Raw genomic sequence first — 17,190 nt, forward strand, 5'->3', positions numbered from 1 at the left:
TCAATACCTCACTCGGGGGTCGATCAGTGCGGCGACGACGTCGACGATGAAGTTAGTAACGGCCACGATCACGGCGAGCAACACGACGATGCCCTGCACCGCCACGAAGTCGCGCGCCTGCAGATACTGGGTGAGCTGGTAGCCGAGCCCCTTCCACTCGAAGGTGGATTCGGTGAGCACCGCGCCGCCGAGCAGAAGCGCGATCTGCATGCCGATGACCGTGATGATGGGAATCAACGCCGGCCGATACGCGTGCACCCGCACCAGGCGAAACTCCTTCACGCCACGGGAGCGCGCGGCATCCACGTAGTCCATCGACAGGGTGCCGATGACGTTGGTGCGAACCAGCCGCAAGAAGATGCCGGCGGTCAGCAGACCCAGGGCGAGCCCGGGTAGCAGCGCGTGCGCGAGAACGTCGGCGAGAATCGCCCCGTCGCCGATGCGCAGGGCGTCGATCAAGTAGATTCCGGTCTTGCCCTTGAGCAGTTGCATCTCGAGCTCGGTTGTGGTGGTGCCCCGGCCCGAGACCGGCAGCCACTTGAGCCAGACCGAGAAGATCAGCTTGAGCACCATGCCGGCGAAGAAGACCGGTGTGGCGTAGAAGAGGATGGCGACAACTCGCAGAAACGCGTCCGGGGCCTTGTCGCGAAAGTAGGCGGCGAGCATGCCGAAGGGAATCCCGATGATGAAGGCGATCACGAGGGCGTAGAAGGCCAGCTCCAGCGTGGCAGCACCGTAGGTGGTGAGCACTTCGAGAACGGGGCGATTATCACTGAGGGTGGTGCCGAAGTTGCCGGTGAAGATCTGGCCGATGTACTCGAAGTACTGCACGATAATCGGTCGATCGAAGCCCGCGGCATGGATTCGCTCCTGCAGCTGGTCGGCCGTCAGGCGACCGCCGAGCGCCGCGGTGATCGGATCCCCAGTCACCCGCATCAACATGAACACCAGCGTGGTGAGGATGAAAATGGTGGGAACGATCAGCAACAGCCGAATGATGAGATAGCGTCTCAGCCCGCTGCCGTCGCGCGTGCGCTTGGGCCGCGTTTCTGGCTTCTTCGCCGCACTGGGGGCGTCAATAAGCAAGGTACTCACGAAGGTAATGCCAATCGAGATCGTAGGGGTGTGGGGCGACCAGATCACTGGCCACCCCACACGGGGTCATACGGCCAGGCGACTTCGCACGAATAGTGCCTGCCGCCGAAAGGAAACTGCTACTTGGTCATCGTCGCGTAGCGGAATTTGAACGACGCATCCAGGTTGACCCCGGCGACATCGGCTCCTGCGACAACAACCTCTGCGCCCTGCAGGTAGGTGACGGTGGGCAGTGCTGCCCCGAGCACGTCGTGGATCTCCTCCATGACCTTGACCCGTTCGCCCGGGTCTGCCGTGGCCGCCTGCTTGAGGATGAGCGCGTTCAAGTTGTCATCTTCGTAGTGGTTCTGCAGGTAGCCGCCGTTCAGGAACAGCCCGGTGACGTAGTTGTCACCATCGGAGTAGTCCGGGAACCAGCCCAGCTGGTAGGCGGGGAACACGTCGGCGACGCGGTCCTTGGTGTACTGCACCCACTCGGTGGTCTGCAGGTTCACCTTGAACAGGCCGGACGACTCCAGCTGCGCCTTGATGAGTGCGTATTCGTCCCCGGAGGAGGGGCCGTAGTGGTCGTTGGAGTACTGCAGGTCAAGCGCGACCGGGCCGGTGATTGCCGCATCCGCGAACCGCTTCTTGGCCTTCTCCACGCTGGGCTTTCCGTTGCCGTCGCCGTAGAGCTCTTTCAGAACCGACGTCGCTCCGGGCAGTCCTTCGGGGATGTACGCGAACAGCGGCGTGTAGGTGCCCTTGTAGACCTCCGAGGCGATCTCTTCGCGGTCGATGAGGTCGGCGACGGCCTGCCTGACGGCCAGCGCTTTGGCCGGGTCGGCATCTGGCATGGAGGCGCCGAACGGCTGGGAGTTGAAGTTGAACCCGATGTAGCGAATCTCGCCACCGGGGCCCTGGTGCACCTTCACCTTGTCGTTCTTGGAGAGGTCGGCGATGTCGGTGGCCGACAGGCTGCGGTAGGCGGCGTCGATGGCCCCTTCCTGCACCTCCAACTTCAGGTTGGACGAGTCGGCGTAGTACTTGACGTTGATGCCAGCGTTGGCCGCTGCGCCCAGCAGTCCCTGGTAGGCCGGGTTTGGTTTGAACGACACCAGGTTGTTGAGGTCGTAGCTTTCGATGACGTACTGGCCGGCAAATGCCTTGGCCTTCACGATGTCGTTGTCGGAAGTCAGCTCGGTTGCGCTGAAGCTGTCCTCATCGACGACGTAGCCGGCCGGTGAGCCGAGAATCTGCGGGAAGACCTGGTCGTTGTCGCTCTTCAATTTGAAGATCACGACCTGGTCGCCATCGGTGGCGACGCTGTCCAGGTTGTATAGCAGAGTGGCCGGGCCGTTGGAGTGGTCGATGTTCACCATGCGTTCGAACGAGAACTTCACGTCTGAGGCCGTCAACGCGTTTCCGTTGGCGAACTTCAGGTCTTTCTTGAGGGTGACGGTGTACTCGTTGGGGGCCGTGAATTCCGCCGTTTCGGCGAGGTCAGGAGCGACCTCGGAGCTGCCGTACGGGCTGTTCATCAGCGAAGCGTAGACTTGGTTCTTCAGAACATACGAACCCTGGTCGTACGAGCCCGCGGGATCCAACGATGTGACCTTGTCGGTGGTGCCGATCGTGAGAACACTTCCCTCGTTCTCCTCTGAAGATTCAGAGCCGCCCGAGGTGCCGGCGCAACCAGAGAGGGCGAGGGCCGGCATGAGCAGGGAGGCGATCAATATGCCGCGTCGTCGTGTGCGGGGTTTTTCACTTGCCATCGGTGGGCCTTTCTTGAAGTGGGCAACGACGATGATGCCCCATCGGGCACGGCCGCGTTGCTGTGAATATTCTGTATACTAGCATTCAAAATGCGGCACACAAGTTCGCGAATGCAGAAGTGTGAAAAAAGTAAGGAATGCCGCATGACTTTCGCAGCGCGCATGAGCCCGTTCGAACGAGATCCGTTCAACAACCACCCAAAGGCAGGAAGATGCCAATCGAACGCAAGACACTCCGGGAGCAAGTCAGAGACGAGTTGCTCACCCGCATGCGCGAGGGCACGGTCACCCCGGGCGAAGACATCAACGAGCTGCAACTCGCCGCCGAACTCGGCGTCAGCCGCACGCCCCTGCGTGAAGCATTGATCACTCTGCACAGCGAGGGCCAGATCGAGAACGTCAACGGCAAAGGCTTTCGCTACGTGCCGTTGAGCGCCCGAGAATTCAAAGAACTCGCCCCGATCATGGCCACCTTGGAAGGGCTGGCATTACAGCTGACCCCGCCGGAACAGTTGCGAGCGATCGGCGAACGCCTGTCAGATCTGGCCGCGGAGTTCGACCAGGAGTCGGCCGCGCACGAATTGGTCGCCACCCGTGACGACGAATGGCACAGCATTCTGGCCAGCGGCTGCGACAACGGCCGCCTGCTCGACATTCTCGGCAATGTGCGCCTCGCCTTCCACCGCTACGAATCATTGCTGGTTTCGGAGAAGGCCGTGATCGGGCGCGCGGCGGCCGAGCACCGCCTGATTGCCACCCACGTCACCGCCGGCGACATTTCTCAGGCCACCCAGGCGCTCACGGCGAATTGGGCCAATGGGGCGCAGCGCATTCTCGACTCGTCCATCAACCCTCATTTGACCGCGTGACGGGCCCGATGCCCTAACGTCCGAGATTCTCTCCCGCATGCCCTAGGAGTAGGTGGCGATCGGTTCAGCAACATGTACCGGATGCTGACTATGACCAGTTCAGAGTTCGTTGTCAATGCGGGCAACAGTGCTTTGTGCCCAACTCCTCGAATCGCGGGTTTGCATGCAGTATTACGCCGACAACAAACCGTATAATGAGGCCTGTTCACACTTCGTGAAGGGGAAAAACGGGAAGGCACCATGGCCATCGAACGCAAGACGCTGAGGGTGCAGGTCAGAGACGAACTGCTCTCTCGCATGCGCGAGGGCATCGTGACTCCCGGGGAAGACATCAATGAGCTGCAGCTTGCCGCCGAACTCGGTGTCAGCCGCACCCCGTTGCGCGAGGCGCTGATCACCCTGCACAGTGAGGGGCAGATCGAGAGCGTGAACGGCAAGGGCTTTCGCTATGTGCCGCTGAGCGCCCGCGAGTTCAAAGAGCTCGCCCCGATCATGGCCACCCTCGAGGGTCTGGCGCTGCAGCTAACCCCGCGGGAGAAGCTGCGCGAGATCGGCGAACGCCTGGCAACGCTGGCCGCCGAGTTCGACCAGGAATCGGCAGAACACGAGCTGGTCGCCACCCGCGACGACGAGTGGCACAACATTCTCGTCAGCGGATGCGACAACACTCGCCTGCACGACATCCTCGCCAATGTGAGAGTCGCTTTTCACCGTTACGAATCGCTGCTCGTCGCTGAGAAGGCGGTGATCGGGCGCGTGGCGGCCGAGCACGCGGTGATCGCGAAGCACGTCACCGCGGGCGACATTGCGCAGGCGACCGAGGCGCTCACTGTGAACTGGGCGAACGGGGCACAGCGCATCCTCGACTCGTCAAGCAACCCGCACCTGACCGAGTAGCCGCTGCGGCCCTCCTCCACCGAGAGGGCAGTAGATGATGCTTTGGCACGCCTATTCCCTCAACGTCTGCACTCTGAACGTTTGAAAATGTACTCTGGGCGATTGAAAATGCACTCTGGGCGATTGAAAATGCACTCTGGGCGATTGAGTGAGAGAGACTGGCCGACCAGTGGACGAAATCCGCGTCAGTGCTCGTCGTCGCCCTCCCAGGGCCACTTGGGCCGAACCGAGCCGTGTGCGCGCTGCGCGAGCATCAGCAGGTAGAGGATGGTGAGCACCAGTGAGATCAGCCCGATCACGATCGCGAACGGGCTCACCAGCTGTTCTGCGCTGAATGCGGCGAGGTTGAACAGCTCACCCGTGGCGATCGCGTAGACCACCGCACCGAACAGAACGTACGCGAAGTAGGCGGCCAACCCGATTCCGAGCGCTGCTCCGAACGACACCCGAATGTGTTCGGGCGCCACTCGTCGACTGATCGACAGCCAGAGAATCCAGGTGGTTCCCACCGCGGCGGCGATCATGCTCGGGCCGAGGAGCACCCCGGCATCCGCCTCTCCGATCACATCGACGTTGGCGAGCAGGCTGATCACACCGAAACTTGCCACCGCGAGAGCGACATAGGTGATCACGCCGAACGCGGCCACCCCGGTCGCATAGCCACGAATGTCTGGCTCGGACACGGATGCCTCCTCTTGGTCGCACGCTCCCCCGGCATTGTCTGCCGTGGCGAATGCACCGCCGGGAGGGTCAGGCTTTCAAGTCGCCGTTCAGCATCCGCCACCCGCCCGCATCACGCCTGCGGATAGGCAACCGGCTGCTGGTAGGCGACCGGCTGGGGCGCGTAGGCGGGCTGTTCGGCCTGCTGACGCTCGAACTCGGCCTGAGCTTCGATGTTACGCGCCTTCACCTTGCGGCCGCGTGCGGCGATCCAGCCGCCGATCCAGATGGTCACCTCTCGAGCGATGAGGCCCGAGGCGATCGTGAGCGGGTTGAACGCCACTCGCTCCAAGAACTCGACTCCCACGTCGGCGGTCATCGTCCACGACTGGGCGGCAAGCATGGCGCCGCCGATAGTGGCGAAATAGGTGCCAACCCCCACCAGGAAGCCGCCGAGCACATAGGCCCACCAGTTGGCGTTGTTGACAATCAGCACGATCAATATGAGCACGATGGTGAAGCCGGCCACCGGCGCCCAGAACACCCAGCTCATCAAAAAGTTGGTGAGCTGGTTGACCAGGCTCTCGCCCTGCTGGCTGAGCAGGATGATGAGTGCGGCTACGCCGGTGTAGACGAGGGCGAAGATCACGGTGCCGAGCAGGGTGATCAGCGATCCGCCCAAGCGGTTGCCCTTCTTCTTCGGCGGGATCGGGGCCTGGATGTACGTGGGCTGCTGCGCGTACGCGGGAGTGACCGGGTAGCCGGCCTGCGGCGGGTACGTCGGGTCGACCGGCTGCTGCTGGTACACCTCGGTGGGTGCGTTGTAGGCGGGCTGTTGCATGGTGGCGGCCGTACCCGCGGCAGCGGCCTGGTCATAGGTTGGCTCGGTGTACGCCGGCTCGGTATACGCCGGCTCGGTGTAGGCAGGTTCGCTGTAGGCAGGTTCGGTGTACGCAGGCGGGAGGGCAGCGGGCTCCTCCGGCTCGATCAACGGCACCGGCGTATCGGCCGAGCCCGCCGGGGCGAGCGGTTCGAGGGGTTCGACCGGCTCGTGAGCCACGGGTGCAGGCGTGTACTGCTCCTGCGCCGCGGGTTCGTACTGTTCCTGCGCGTCGGGAGCGGGGGTGTACTGCTCCTGCGCAGGCGGGGCGCTCTGCTCGACATTATCCGGCTGGGAGTCGCCAGCGGCCGGGTCGGCATCGGCCGCGGCGTCACGATCGGCACCGTTGGCGTTCACGTGTTCCGTGGCACCGACTGGCGAGAGTTCATCGGACTGTTGCGCCTGACCGGGCTGAAACACGGTGAAAGGCTTGTCGCCCGAGGCCGCGCTCTGCTCGTCTTCGGGGGTGATGTTCGTCATCGTGTGACTCCTCCTGGTGCCGGTTTGGCATTCAATACGTCTGAGTCACTGTAGCAATTGCGCGGCCTTGAGCGGTGCAACGAAGGGCGTATTGCGCAATATCCGTCCAGGGGACGTTTCTTGGGCTGACGGATCCCGCAGCGATCACGTCGCGTTGCCGGGCGCGACCGAGTGGCTACTTCTTCGGGGCACCCGGCAGGCTTTCACAGACGATGCCGTCGTTGTTGGCGTCAAGCTTGGCCACGTCGCCGTAATACGGGAAGTACTTCTGATACCACGCGTCTGCCTCTTTCCAGGTCGTGAAGTCAGAACAGTTCTTGCTGTTTCCTGGATTGGTCGGCGGCGTGGATGGTGGCTTCGGAGCCGTGCCGTCACACGACGTGAGCTTCTCGACGCCCACGCCCAGAACGGCCTTGCCACCCAGGAGCACGCGCTGGGTCACCTTCAGCGACTTCACCCCTGCGATCACGTCTGAAGACACACAGTTCTTCGGAACCACATACAGGGGCGCCGCGTTCTTGCCCGCCAAGGCCGCACCGGCCAACGCATCGGCATAACCGGTGCCCACAGCGAAGAACGCCTTACCCGCCTGAGTGAACGCCGTCTTGTTGATCGCGACAGAAGTGGAATACCGGTCGGATCCCGACAGGCGCTTCACCGATGCCACCTTCTTCAACGAGGTCTCGATCCCGGAGGAGACCACACCGGTGCCCCCAGCGATATAGGCAGTCTTGACACCGAGTTTCTTCGCCAGTGCAGACGTCGCCGTGTCCACACTTTTCTTACGTCCGTCGACCAGGATGACCGGGGCGCCCATGCTGCCTGCCGCAGCCGACGCCGAGAGCGCATCAGGAAAGTCGAGACCGGTCGCGAAGTACGCGGTCGACGACGCGGCAAAGGCATCGGCCACGAGCAACCTGCCGGTTTCGAACCGGTCGGCCCCGCCGATACGGGTGGTCTTCGCGATCTTCTTCAGCGAGTCGAGAACACCGTTCGAGACCGCGCCCGTTCCGCCGACGACGATGATGCGTTTGGGCTTCAGACGTTTCACCTCAGTGGCCACATTCGCAGGAAGACTCTTCGGTGCGGTCAGCAGCAACGGACCGCCCTGCTTGGCCGCAGCCGGCGCAGCTCCGAGGGCGTCGGCGTAACCGGTGCCCGTCGCGACGTAGACCACATCGGCCGAGGCGAACTGTTTCGAAATGGCGACCGCGGTGGCGTAGCGGTCATCACCGGCGAGCCGCATCACACCCGTCGGCGCTGGTTCCGGAGCGGGCGTGGGCGTCGGCTTCGGCGTCACTACTGTCGACGTTCCCCCCTTGGCCGGCAGGGGCACGCTGACCCGGGCGCAATCGCCGGCAACAAGGCCGTTGAGTGCGGTCTTCTCGACTGGGTCGATGCTGAGGTTCCAGCGATACTTCACGAGCATCCAGTCGGTGACGTACTGGCATTTGACGGTAGTTGCGGACGGCATCCACTTCGCGGGATCCTTGTCACCCTTGGAACGGTTCGATGATGCCGAGACTGCGGCCAATGACGCATCGAGGGTGAGGTCGTTGGCAAATGCCTCGCGTTGCGCCGGAGTCCAGGCGTGCGCGCCTGAGCGCCACGCCTCGGCGAGCGGAACCATGTGGTCGATGTCGAGCGTCGACGGGTCGGTGAGCATCTGGCCGTCGTACCAGGAGAGCCATTGGCCCGACAGCACCTTGCAGCCGGTCGGCGCCATCACCGGCGCAGTTCGAGACTCGGCGATGAGCACCTCCTGGCGGGTGTTGCAACCGTCTTTGTCTTCGTCCGTCCAATGTTTGAAGAGGTCACGGTTATAGCCCGTGACATACTCCGGCACCGTCACCAATTGGGTGAGAACCTTTGCCAACGTCTGGGTTTCTGCGGCGGCGGCCGGGGCAACCGGAGGAGCCGCGAGCAGACCGAGAACCAGGGCGGGAAGAGCGAATACGGTGACAATGAATCTCATGACATCCCAGCAGAGTGAATTGACCAAACTCCTTTACCGTAACGGGCACGTCACTGCGGGTTGAAGCCCCCGATGGGGGCATTCTCGCGCCCTCTTCGGGGGTCGTGATGGGCCGCCGGTCGGCGATATCGGCGCACAGAACGATTCGTGAGCCGAGTTTTTACGTGGCTACCGTTTCTAAGCGTCGAATGCAGCGGGGATGCTCCCCTACGGAGCACCCGGGAGGTTTTCGCAGACGATGCCGTCTTTGTCGCGGTCGAGTTTGGCGATGTCACCGTAGTGCGGGTAGTACTTCTGGTACCAGGCGTTCGCGTCTGCCCAGTTGTTGAAGTCAGTACAGTTCATGCTGTCACCCGGGTTGCCCGGCTTGGCGGGAGGTTTTGGAGTCGGTTTGGCCGTCGGCTTGGGCGTCACCTTGGCACAGACGGTGAGCTTCTCGACGCCCGCGCCCAGAACGGCCTTCCCGCCGAGGAGCACGCGCTGGGTAACCTTCAGCGACTTCACTCCTGCGATCACGTCTGACGACACACAGTTCTTCGGAACCACATACAGGGGCGCCGCGTTCTTGCCCGCCAGTGCGGCGCCGGCCAATGCATCGGCATAGCCGGTGCCCACGGCGAAGTATGCCTGGTTGGCCGTGGTGAATGCTGACTTGTTGATCGCCACGGAGGTGGAGTACCGGTCGGTTCCGGAGAGACGCTTCACCGATGCCGTCTTCTTCAATGACGTCTCGATCCCCGCCGAGACGGCACCCGTGCCACCCGCGATATAGGCAGTCTTCACACCAAGTTTCTTCGCCAGTGCAGAAGTCGCCTTGTCCACGCTCTTCTTGCGTCCGTCGACGAGGATGACCGGTGCGCCGATTTTGCCTGCCGCTGCCGATGCCGAGAGCGCATCAGGAAAGTCGAGGCCGGTCGCGAAGTACGCGGTCGCAGATGTGGCGAAGGCATCGGCCACGAGCAGCCTCCCGGTTTCGAACCGGTCGGCCCCACCAATGCGAGTGGTGTTCGCGATCTTCTTCAGCGAGTTGAGAACACCGTTCGAGACTGCACCGGTTCCACCGACCACGATGATCTGCTGGGGCTTCAACCGCTTCACCTCGGCGGCCACATTCGCAGGAAGACTCTTCGGTGCGGTCAGCAGCAACGGACCGCTCTGCTTGGCCGCAGCCGGCGCAGCTCCGAGTGCGTCGGCGTAACCGGTGCCGGTCGCAACGTAGACCACATCGGCCGAGGCGAACTGCTTGGAGATAGCCACCGCGGTGGCGTAGCGGTCATCACCGGCGAGCCGCTTCACACCCGTCGGCGCCGCCGCTGCCAACTGGTCAGCCGCTTTCGCCAGGGGCTGGTCTGCAGCGGCAGCCGGGGCAGGCACAGGGGCCGCAAGCAGCCCGAGGACCAAAGCGGGAAGAGCGAATACGGCGACAAGTCTCATGACATCCAAACTGAGTGAATTGACCAAACTCCTTTACTGTAATGCGCGCGCCAACGCGCCTAGAAGCCCCCAATCGGGGCGATATCCCACCGTCTTCGGGGGTGGTCATGAGCCGCGAATCGACAGCGTCAAGGCCGGCTGTGTTGGAGCCGGGGTATCGGTGCACGCGTGGCCAGTCTGGGGTCTGCAACAGCTTGGTAAACGGGGCCGCGCAATTTTGCTGCCGCCAAGCACGCACTCAGTTGCTGTGGCACCGAGGGAAAACCCGTTGGCGAGCCCCGGCCGCCGCCTATATTCTGGCGACAAGACCGGGCAGCCCGGTCTACCCGCCCCGCACAACCCATCCCTCGCCTCACGGTTCATCACAACACCGCTCTCACTGGTCGACATCGCCGTCGCCAGCAATCACCCCCGGAGAATCTGATGTCACGCAACAAAGCCATGAATGCCACCGCGACGACCATGTTCGCGATCGGGGTGATCCTGATCCTGATCGACCTGCTCCTCCAGGGAGGCACGCTGCTGGCGATCGGTATGGTGCTGATCATCATCGCCATCATCGTCTTCGCGATTCGGCTGATCACCGGTCGACACTGACCCCCGGGCTCGGTTGCTTCGTAACTATTCAACCAGCGCGGTCGGTACGGGGTCTTGAGACTGTCGCTTCGCGACACCTCGACCAACATACCAACAGGGTCAGTGCAGGCTCGAGACTGGGTGCACTTCGCCGGTACCGAACGATGCGCCAGCATCGGGCGGCCGTGCGATGCGGAGCGCTTCGCGACACCTCTAACGCAACGGAGACCGCAAGTGCGGGGCGGTCGCTTCCCGACCCCTCGGCCAACGGGCTATGGGGCGTCCCCGGAAACGGGGGTGGGCGCGGTGCGCGGCCACGGACGCAGGCGCTCGAGTTCGGCGGCCAGCGCGAACAGGATGGTCTCGCCCCCGGGTTCGGCGACGGCCTGCACGGCGACGGGCATCCCCGTCTCCTCGTCGATGCCGGCGGGAATCGACGCGGCCGGCCAGCCCACCATGTTCCACGGCGCCGCGTACGGCGCGTACTGCATGTTCGACCAGATGTTCTTCAGCCACGACCGGCGGTGCCACTGGGCCGCGACCGGTGCGGTGCGGGCCAGCATCGGCGTGAGCAGAATGTCGTACTCGGCGAAGAACTCGCGGGCCGTCGCATCGAGCGCGTCGGCGTCGCGTTGGCGGATCCAGCCGCGGCGCTTCGCCGTCCACCCCAGCTTCACGTGCCGGCGGGTGCGCGGTTCAAGCCGATCGAATTCCAACTCGCGGGCGTCATCAGCGGTGCCCGCGAACCAGCGCACGAACATCGGGAGCGGATTGGCTGGGTACGGAAAGCGCACCTCCACCACCGTGTGCCCGTCCGCCCGCAGGGCGTCGGCCGTCTCGGTGAGGGCGCGGCGCCAGCGGGGGTGCAGGCGTACCAGGAACGACGGCGTCGCCTCCGAGACCGCAATGTGCAGCTTGCTGGGCAATTGTTGCACCTGCGCCATCTGCGGGGATGCCGCCATCACCGAGAACACGAGGGCAGCATCGGCGACGGTCGTCGCCACCGGGCCGTTCTCAGCCATGCCGCCCCACGAGTCGAACCCGAGGTCGGCGGGTATCACGCCGCGACCCGGCTTGATCCCAAACAGGCCAGTGTTCGCCGCCGGGATACGAATCGAACCCATGCCGTCATTGGCATGCGCCACGGGCACGACGCCGGCAGCGACCGCGGCGGCCGACCCGCCGGAGGAGCCGCCGGGTGTGCGCTCCAGGTTCCACGGGTTGCGGGTGAGGCCGAACTCCGAGTCGGTGGAGGCCCAGATGCACAGCTCAGGCACCCGGGTGGTGCCGATGATGATCGCCCCGGCCTCTCGCAGCCGGCGCACCACCTCGTGGTCGTGCTGGGAGGGCTCAGCGCTGGTCGCCTGCGATCCGTCGCGCATCGGATGCCCGACCACCGGCATGTTGTCCTTGATCAGGATCGGCAGGCCGGCCAGCGGCAGCGAGGCGAGGTCAGTACGGGCCGCGAGCGCTGCGGCTTCGGCGAGCGCCTCATCGGCGAACAACTGTTGGAAGGCACCGAGGTCTGCTCGCGCTTCGGCCCGATCCAACGCGGCACGCACGACAGCAACTGGGCTGATCGTGCCTGCCTGCACTGCCGCGACGATCTCGGTGGCGGTATCTAAGCTCACGGTGGGTCTTCCCCTCTTCGGCCGCGATGTCGACTCCGTCGCCTGGGAGGCCGGGGTACAAGAAGCGCTCGCACGAGAAACGGATATCTGCCCTCTGAGGATACCGGACAGTGTTGTCGGAAGACCTGAACCTTGTCGATCGCCGTACCGCGCCCACCGGCAGGAGGCCGCCAGTCGAGACGCTGAAGCCCCCTTGCGAGCGACGAACCACACAGCCGTCGGGAATGTCGTCGGCGGCACCCTAGTCTTGAACTCATGAAGGCTATCAATTCTCTGTCGCGGTGGCAGTACCCGTTTCTGATCCCCGCTGTTGCCTTCTCGGTGTCAATGGTGGCCTATGTGGCGGTGTTCATGGTGCAGCGGCAATTTGGGGCCTTCTCCTGGCTTCTCACCATCATCGCCATCGCCAGTTTCGCCATCGGCGTGTCCTACCGCATCCCGTTGGGCACGATCAACGGCATCCCCCCACTGGGCGGGGTGGTGGTGTTGCTAGCCGCGATGAACATCATCGATCGCCCCATGTTGGCGGTCGGTATTTTCGTGTGCGGGCTCCTGATCGGTTACAGCTTCATTTTGCGCAACGCCGTCTTCGCCCTGTACGCGGCTGGGATCGGCGGCCTCGGCGGCCTTGCCTATGTGTTCGCCGCTCGTCACTTGCTGCTGGCCGGATGGTGGCCGATCGCCATATTCGCAGTTGCCACCACCGCATACTTCACGTCGATTCTGCTCATCGAGTTCGCCAGGAACAAGGGCGAATGGAGCCCCAACCAGCAAAAGGGCGTGGCAGCGGTGCGCTGGCGGCCGCTTGGAATATTGTGGGCCGTCTGCGTCGCGGCCTCCACCATTGTGTTCACGGCTATCACCGAGTTTCCGGCGGCCGTGCTCGACCAGCGTGTGCTGCATGCCGGGTTCATCCTTGCCCTGGGCGGGATGCTGTTCTTCGGGCTTTCGATGTCGGCGCGTTTCTCCCAGGTGCTGCGCAAACTGAACGGCCTCGTGGCGGCATCAATGTCGCTGCCCGGCGACGGGGTCACCGCCACTCCGGAAAGTGTGCTCCAGCTCGTGCAAGAGACGATCGAGGCGGAGACGGCGGAGTTGCGCGCCACCCCGGCAGGAACGAACGAAATCAGTGCCAGCACCACCCTCGGCACCGGGGAGAACATGTTTGTTGTCGCCTCCCGCAAGTTGAGCTCCACACCATTCACCGCCGAGGACCAACGCGTGTTGGAAGGCCTCACCTACATCGGCAGTGAGGCCATTCGCACGAAACAGGATGTCGCCACTCTCACCGCAGAGGTGAACACCGACTCGCTCACGGGACTGCCCAACCATCGGGCCTTCCAGATAGCGTTGATCGCGATCAACGAGAATCGGGCGTATTCCGACGCCATCGCGGTTTTGTTCATCGACGTCGACGACTTCAAAATGCAGAACGATGAGTATGGCCATCACGCCGGCGACAAGTTGCTGGTCGCCGTCGCCCATCGAATGGTCGGCGCCGTGCGCAATCGTGACTCCGTCTTTCGGGTCGGGGGCGACGAATTCGTGATCATTCTGGACCACGTGTCATCGCTTGCCGAAGCGAAGACCATCGCTGAGCGCGTTGTTGCCGAGGTCGGTGTGCCCGTGAACATTGACGATGCCGGTCTGACCTTGACCCCAGTGGTCAGCGTCGGAATGGCCTTCTCCGCGAACCGGGAGGCGGACATCAACGCGCTGGTCGTTGACGCAGATCGCACCATGCTCGACGTCAAGCGCTCGAGTCACCGTGACGGCTCCAGCAGCAAGCTTGAGGTCAGCGCATCGGCGCAACGCTCCTCCCGGCTCAACGACATTGTCGCCCACGCCATCGACGAGCACCTGCTCACTGTTGCGTTTCAGCCGATCGTGAGCATCACGGATGAACGCATCTGGGGCTTCGAGGCTCTGGTGCGCTACACCGACCCCGAGTTGGGCACCATCCCGGCATCGGCACTGGTTGAACGCGCCAAGAACCTCGGCCGTCTGAACAAGCTGACCAAACAGATTCTTTCGCGAGCGATGGAGGCGGCGACAGAGTTCGCGGCCATTGTGCCGGGCATCACTGTGATGGCGGTGAACGTTGAGGCGGGCCAGCTTCTGGAGCCGGAGCTCAACCGCTTGTTCGCAGACGCCCCCACGGCATATCCCGCAGCGACACTTTGTCTTGAACTGAATGAACGCTCCGTCGGCACGGCACGCAGCGAGCTCAGGGCGCAGGTTGATCGGCTCCGTGAGTGCGGCGTCTTGATTGCGCTGGATGACTATGGTTCGGAGAACTCGTCGGTCGGGGCGTTGGTGCGCCTCCCCCTCGATATTTTGAAGATTGACCGAAGCCTCGTCACCAATCTCAGCGACGTTCGACAACATGAATTCGTTCGTGCGTTGAGGAGCTTCGCCGAAACGATGGACTACTCGATCGTTGTCGAGGGCATCGAGGATGCGGAGTCGGTCGACAAGCTTCGCAAATTAGAAGTTCGCATGGTGCAAGGCTTCTATTACGGTCGGCCGATCTCGTTCGAGGACACGTGCCAACGCCTGCGCGCCCACGGGGCCAGTGCCGTGGTGCCTGTCGCTCCGTCTGCGCAGCAACACACACCACAGACCCAGAAAATCTGACGAAACAGGCCTTTTGACCAGCTGATCACCATCTGATGGAGCAAGATCCATGCCCTGAAATGGGGGCGCGTCGCACCAACAAAACCGAGTATCCTTCAATAATATTGATCGTGCTGCAGTTGAGATTCGACTGCCGAGTTGTTGTGATGTGAGGTGAGGCATGGAGTGCGCCAAGGGCCCGCAGCCGTTGAACCCTGCGGATATCGAGGCGTTACGCATCTATGCCGACGGCTACAGTCCCGTCGAGATCGCCGTTCAATCGAGCATGCGCGTGGAGCAGGTGCGGCTTCACCTGGGCAAAGTCAAAGACCATCTTCTAGCGCATGGGGTCGAGGTCAACTCCAAACAAGACCTGGTGCAGCACGCCCGCGCACGCGGTCTGCTGCCCTCCTGAGTGACCGCTTCTACGTCGCGTGGCCGGCCAGGACTCCGGGGTCGACGCGCTACGCGGCCGACCTCGGCCTCCCCGGCAGCTGCTCAGCTGACGGAGCCAATGACGTAGCGGGTCTGATCGAAACGAGCATATAAGGCTCATCACCGCTTCCCCACCGCCTCCTACGGCCCAGGACCAAGCCGGCCCGCACCCGATGAACGGATGCAGGCCGGCCCACTCTACCGAGCGCTTTACTTCACTGCGTTCAATGCGTTCACGATTCCGTCACCGAAGAAGCTGTTGCGCAGCTCCGATCCGACGCAGAACGCTCCACCGCTTGCGCCGGTGGGACACATCTTGCTATCGGCCTGATCGCGCAGCATCGTGACGATCTGCGCGGGTGTGGCGTTCGGATGCGTCGACTTGAGCAGTGCGGCAACACCGGCGACGTGCGGTGACGCCATCGACGTTCCACTCATGTTCGCATACCGTCCGCCGGGGTACGTCGAGAGGATCGCGGACCCGGGTGCGGCAACGTCGATCTTGCCCAACCCACGGTTGGAGAACGACGAGAGCGCCTCGGTGCGAGTCGTCGACGACACCGTCACGACACCCGGCAACTCCGTCGGGATGTCGTGGCAACCACTGTTGATGACGCGGTTGATCGGCTGGGCGGCATCGTTGGGGCTCCCTCGGTCCACCGTCTTCACCGACATGTCATACGAACTGTTGCCAGCGGCCGCGACACTCACGACGCCGAGCTTCTCCGAGTAGGCCACCGCGCGCCTCACTGCTTCCTTGGAAGCGGCCTGGTCGCTCTGGTCGTCACACCAGAACTCGAACGGGTCAACGTAGTAACTGTTGTTGGTGACATCCATGCCGTGGTCGGCTGCCCAGACAAACCCGCAGACAGCGTACTCCGGGTAGATGTAGCCGTCGTCGTTGACCACCTTCACCGAGGCCAGGCGCGCGTTCGGTGCGACCCCGACGATGCCGACCCCGTTTCGGGCCGCGGCGATCGTTCCGGCAACGTGCGTGCCGTGCGCGCTCGTCGTCGGCTCGGATGCCCCTTCCGACGTGTCTGGACGACCGGCGTCGATGCAGCTCACCGAGCTTGCCAGGTCGACGTTTGCCGCGAGGTCGGGGTGCGTTGAGTCGATACCGCTGTCGAGTACGCCGACGAGAACCCTCCGGGAGCCATCGGTGATCTGCTGGGCAAGATCGGCTTTGATCTGCGCCATGTCCCACTGCTCACCCTCGCGTGGGTCGAGCGCGGGAGCGACCGCCTCCACGTCGCCAGCGACGAACCCGTCGAGCTTCGGCTGCGCGTTCGACTTCTTCTTGTACGATGACGCGCCACGCGAGCCGGGAGTGCGCGGGCTGTCGCCGATCTCCGGCGTTCCCTCCGAGACGCCGACGGTGCGGGTTGCTCCGACCGACTGCACGGAGTTGCCCTTGGCAACCCGCTTCACATCGGTGCGGAACGCGGAGCGCTCCGAGTGTGCGACGACCACGCCGATCTGCGGCCAGGACTGCACGACGGTGCCACCGGCATCGTGTACGGCCCGCTCCGCTAGCCGGGTCTGGCCCGGGTTCGGGTTTTTGACGTTGACGACATAACTCATCAACAACCCGTCAGGGGTTTCGATGGGAACGGGTGTTGACGGCGCCTCGGCGGGCGCCGCGATGGCGGGCCCTCCGAGAAATGAGAGCGCCAGCAGCGCTGCTGTACTAACGGCCAGCGCACACGTGCGGCCGGAGAATCGTTGACTCATTAATTCTTCTTTCACGGGTTGGTTGAATAGTGATTAACCGTGAGAGCGGGAAGTCGCGGCTTCCCGAATCGTATGATCCGAGCCGGATGGAGCGAGCCCGCCACGCCGACATTCAAACAAGCTTCTCCCCTCGTATGGGGGACATGAGTTTGGC

The 17,190-nt window shown here is 63.4% G+C and carries 13 protein-coding genes; 5 read left to right on the plus strand and 8 right to left on the minus strand.

Features of this window, described 5'->3' with window-relative positions; genetic code table 11:
• Window positions 1-1,080 (minus strand): ABC transporter permease, encoded by a 1,080-nt coding sequence (locus DL891_RS05445; RefSeq protein ID WP_232819037.1) that lies wholly within the window; start codon window positions 1,078-1,080, stop codon window positions 1-3.
• Between the two features lie 134 nt (window positions 1,081-1,214).
• The gene (locus DL891_RS05450) at window positions 1,215-2,849 is read right to left on the minus strand and encodes an ABC transporter substrate-binding protein (protein ID WP_111719422.1); all 1,635 of its coding nucleotides are present in this window, start codon (window positions 2,847-2,849) and stop codon (window positions 1,215-1,217) included.
• Window positions 2,850-3,061: 212 nt separating this feature from the next.
• On the opposite strand from DL891_RS05450, the gene DL891_RS05455 reads away from it, so the two are divergent.
• The gene (locus tag DL891_RS05455) at window positions 3,062-3,718 is read left to right on the plus strand and encodes a GntR family transcriptional regulator (protein WP_111719423.1); all 657 of its coding nucleotides are present in this window, start codon (window positions 3,062-3,064) and stop codon (window positions 3,716-3,718) included.
• A gap of 240 nt (window positions 3,719-3,958) precedes the next feature.
• Complete coding sequence (locus DL891_RS05460) at window positions 3,959-4,615, plus strand: GntR family transcriptional regulator (RefSeq protein WP_111719424.1); 657 nt, start codon at window positions 3,959-3,961, stop codon at window positions 4,613-4,615.
• 185 nt (window positions 4,616-4,800) lie between these two features.
• On the opposite strand, the gene DL891_RS05465 is transcribed toward DL891_RS05460, so the two are convergent.
• The 4 genes from DL891_RS05465 to DL891_RS05480 all read right to left on the minus strand — a co-directional run bounded on the left by DL891_RS05465 (window position 4,801) and on the right by DL891_RS05480 (window position 10,044).
• Window positions 4,801-5,298, minus strand: a complete 498-nt coding sequence (locus tag DL891_RS05465) for a DUF6121 family protein (protein WP_111719425.1) — start codon at window positions 5,296-5,298, stop codon at window positions 4,801-4,803.
• Window positions 5,299-5,408: 110 nt separating this feature from the next.
• Window positions 5,409-6,635, minus strand: a complete 1,227-nt coding sequence (locus DL891_RS05470) for a hypothetical protein (protein WP_111719426.1) — start codon at window positions 6,633-6,635, stop codon at window positions 5,409-5,411.
• 175 nt (window positions 6,636-6,810) lie between these two features.
• Window positions 6,811-8,610 carry a cell wall-binding repeat-containing protein gene (locus DL891_RS05475; RefSeq protein WP_111719427.1) on the minus strand — a complete coding sequence of 600 codons (1,800 nt, stop codon included), beginning with the start codon at window positions 8,608-8,610 and terminating at the stop codon, window positions 6,811-6,813.
• Between the two features lie 207 nt (window positions 8,611-8,817).
• Window positions 8,818-10,044, minus strand: coding sequence for a cell wall-binding repeat-containing protein (locus tag DL891_RS05480; RefSeq protein ID WP_111719428.1), 1,227 nt, complete (start codon window positions 10,042-10,044; stop codon window positions 8,818-8,820).
• Between the two features lie 423 nt (window positions 10,045-10,467).
• Between DL891_RS05480 and DL891_RS17045 the strand changes: the two genes are divergently transcribed.
• Window positions 10,468-10,641 (plus strand): hypothetical protein, encoded by a 174-nt coding sequence (locus tag DL891_RS17045; protein ID WP_157962398.1) that lies wholly within the window; start codon window positions 10,468-10,470, stop codon window positions 10,639-10,641.
• A 251-nt stretch (window positions 10,642-10,892) separates the two neighbouring features.
• Here the strand turns inward: DL891_RS17045 and DL891_RS05485 are convergent, their stop codons facing one another.
• Window positions 10,893-12,251, minus strand: a complete 1,359-nt coding sequence (locus DL891_RS05485; RefSeq protein WP_111719429.1) for an amidase — start codon at window positions 12,249-12,251, stop codon at window positions 10,893-10,895.
• Window positions 12,252-12,506: 255 nt separating this feature from the next.
• Here DL891_RS05485 and DL891_RS05490 point away from each other — a divergent pair, with 255 nt between their 5' ends.
• Together DL891_RS05490 and DL891_RS05495 are read left to right on the plus strand one after the other, a co-directional pair.
• A complete protein-coding gene (locus DL891_RS05490) occupies window positions 12,507-14,888 on the plus strand; it encodes a bifunctional diguanylate cyclase/phosphodiesterase (protein WP_111719430.1) in 2,382 nt (793 codons plus the stop codon).
• A gap of 160 nt (window positions 14,889-15,048) precedes the next feature.
• Window positions 15,049-15,282 carry a helix-turn-helix transcriptional regulator gene (locus tag DL891_RS05495; RefSeq protein ID WP_111719431.1) on the plus strand — a complete coding sequence of 78 codons (234 nt, stop codon included), beginning with the start codon at window positions 15,049-15,051 and terminating at the stop codon, window positions 15,280-15,282.
• A 230-nt stretch (window positions 15,283-15,512) separates the two neighbouring features.
• Here the strand turns inward: DL891_RS05495 and DL891_RS05500 are convergent, their stop codons facing one another.
• Complete coding sequence (locus tag DL891_RS05500) at window positions 15,513-17,036, minus strand: S8 family serine peptidase (RefSeq protein ID WP_111719432.1); 1,524 nt, start codon at window positions 17,034-17,036, stop codon at window positions 15,513-15,515.
• Window positions 17,037-17,190: the final 154 nt, after the last annotated feature.

It is taken from the genome of Homoserinimonas sp. OAct 916 (genome assembly GCF_003260275.1).
Classification (GTDB): Bacteria; Actinomycetota; Actinomycetes; order Actinomycetales; family Microbacteriaceae; genus OACT-916.

Excerpts from the sequence above, each read along its gene's own strand:
- DL891_RS05475 (WP_111719427.1), bottom strand. The coding sequence starts at position 8,610 with ATGAGATTCATTGTCACCGTATTCGCTCTTCCCGCCCTGGTTCTCGGT.
- DL891_RS17045 (WP_157962398.1), top strand. The coding sequence starts at position 10,468 with ATGTCACGCAACAAAGCCATGAATGCCACCGCGACGACCATGTTCGCG.
- DL891_RS05450 (WP_111719422.1), bottom strand. The coding sequence starts at position 2,849 with ATGGCAAGTGAAAAACCCCGCACACGACGACGCGGCATATTGATCGCC.
- DL891_RS05470 (WP_111719426.1), bottom strand. The coding sequence starts at position 6,635 with ATGACGAACATCACCCCCGAAGACGAGCAGAGCGCGGCCTCGGGCGAC.
- DL891_RS05490 (WP_111719430.1), top strand. The coding sequence starts at position 12,507 with ATGAAGGCTATCAATTCTCTGTCGCGGTGGCAGTACCCGTTTCTGATC.
- DL891_RS05500 (WP_111719432.1), bottom strand. The coding sequence starts at position 17,036 with ATGAGTCAACGATTCTCCGGCCGCACGTGTGCGCTGGCCGTTAGTACA.
- DL891_RS05480 (WP_111719428.1), bottom strand. The coding sequence starts at position 10,044 with ATGAGACTTGTCGCCGTATTCGCTCTTCCCGCTTTGGTCCTCGGGCTG.
- DL891_RS05455 (WP_111719423.1), top strand. The coding sequence starts at position 3,062 with ATGCCAATCGAACGCAAGACACTCCGGGAGCAAGTCAGAGACGAGTTG.
- DL891_RS05460 (WP_111719424.1), top strand. The coding sequence starts at position 3,959 with ATGGCCATCGAACGCAAGACGCTGAGGGTGCAGGTCAGAGACGAACTG.
- DL891_RS05495 (WP_111719431.1), top strand. The coding sequence starts at position 15,049 with ATGGAGTGCGCCAAGGGCCCGCAGCCGTTGAACCCTGCGGATATCGAG.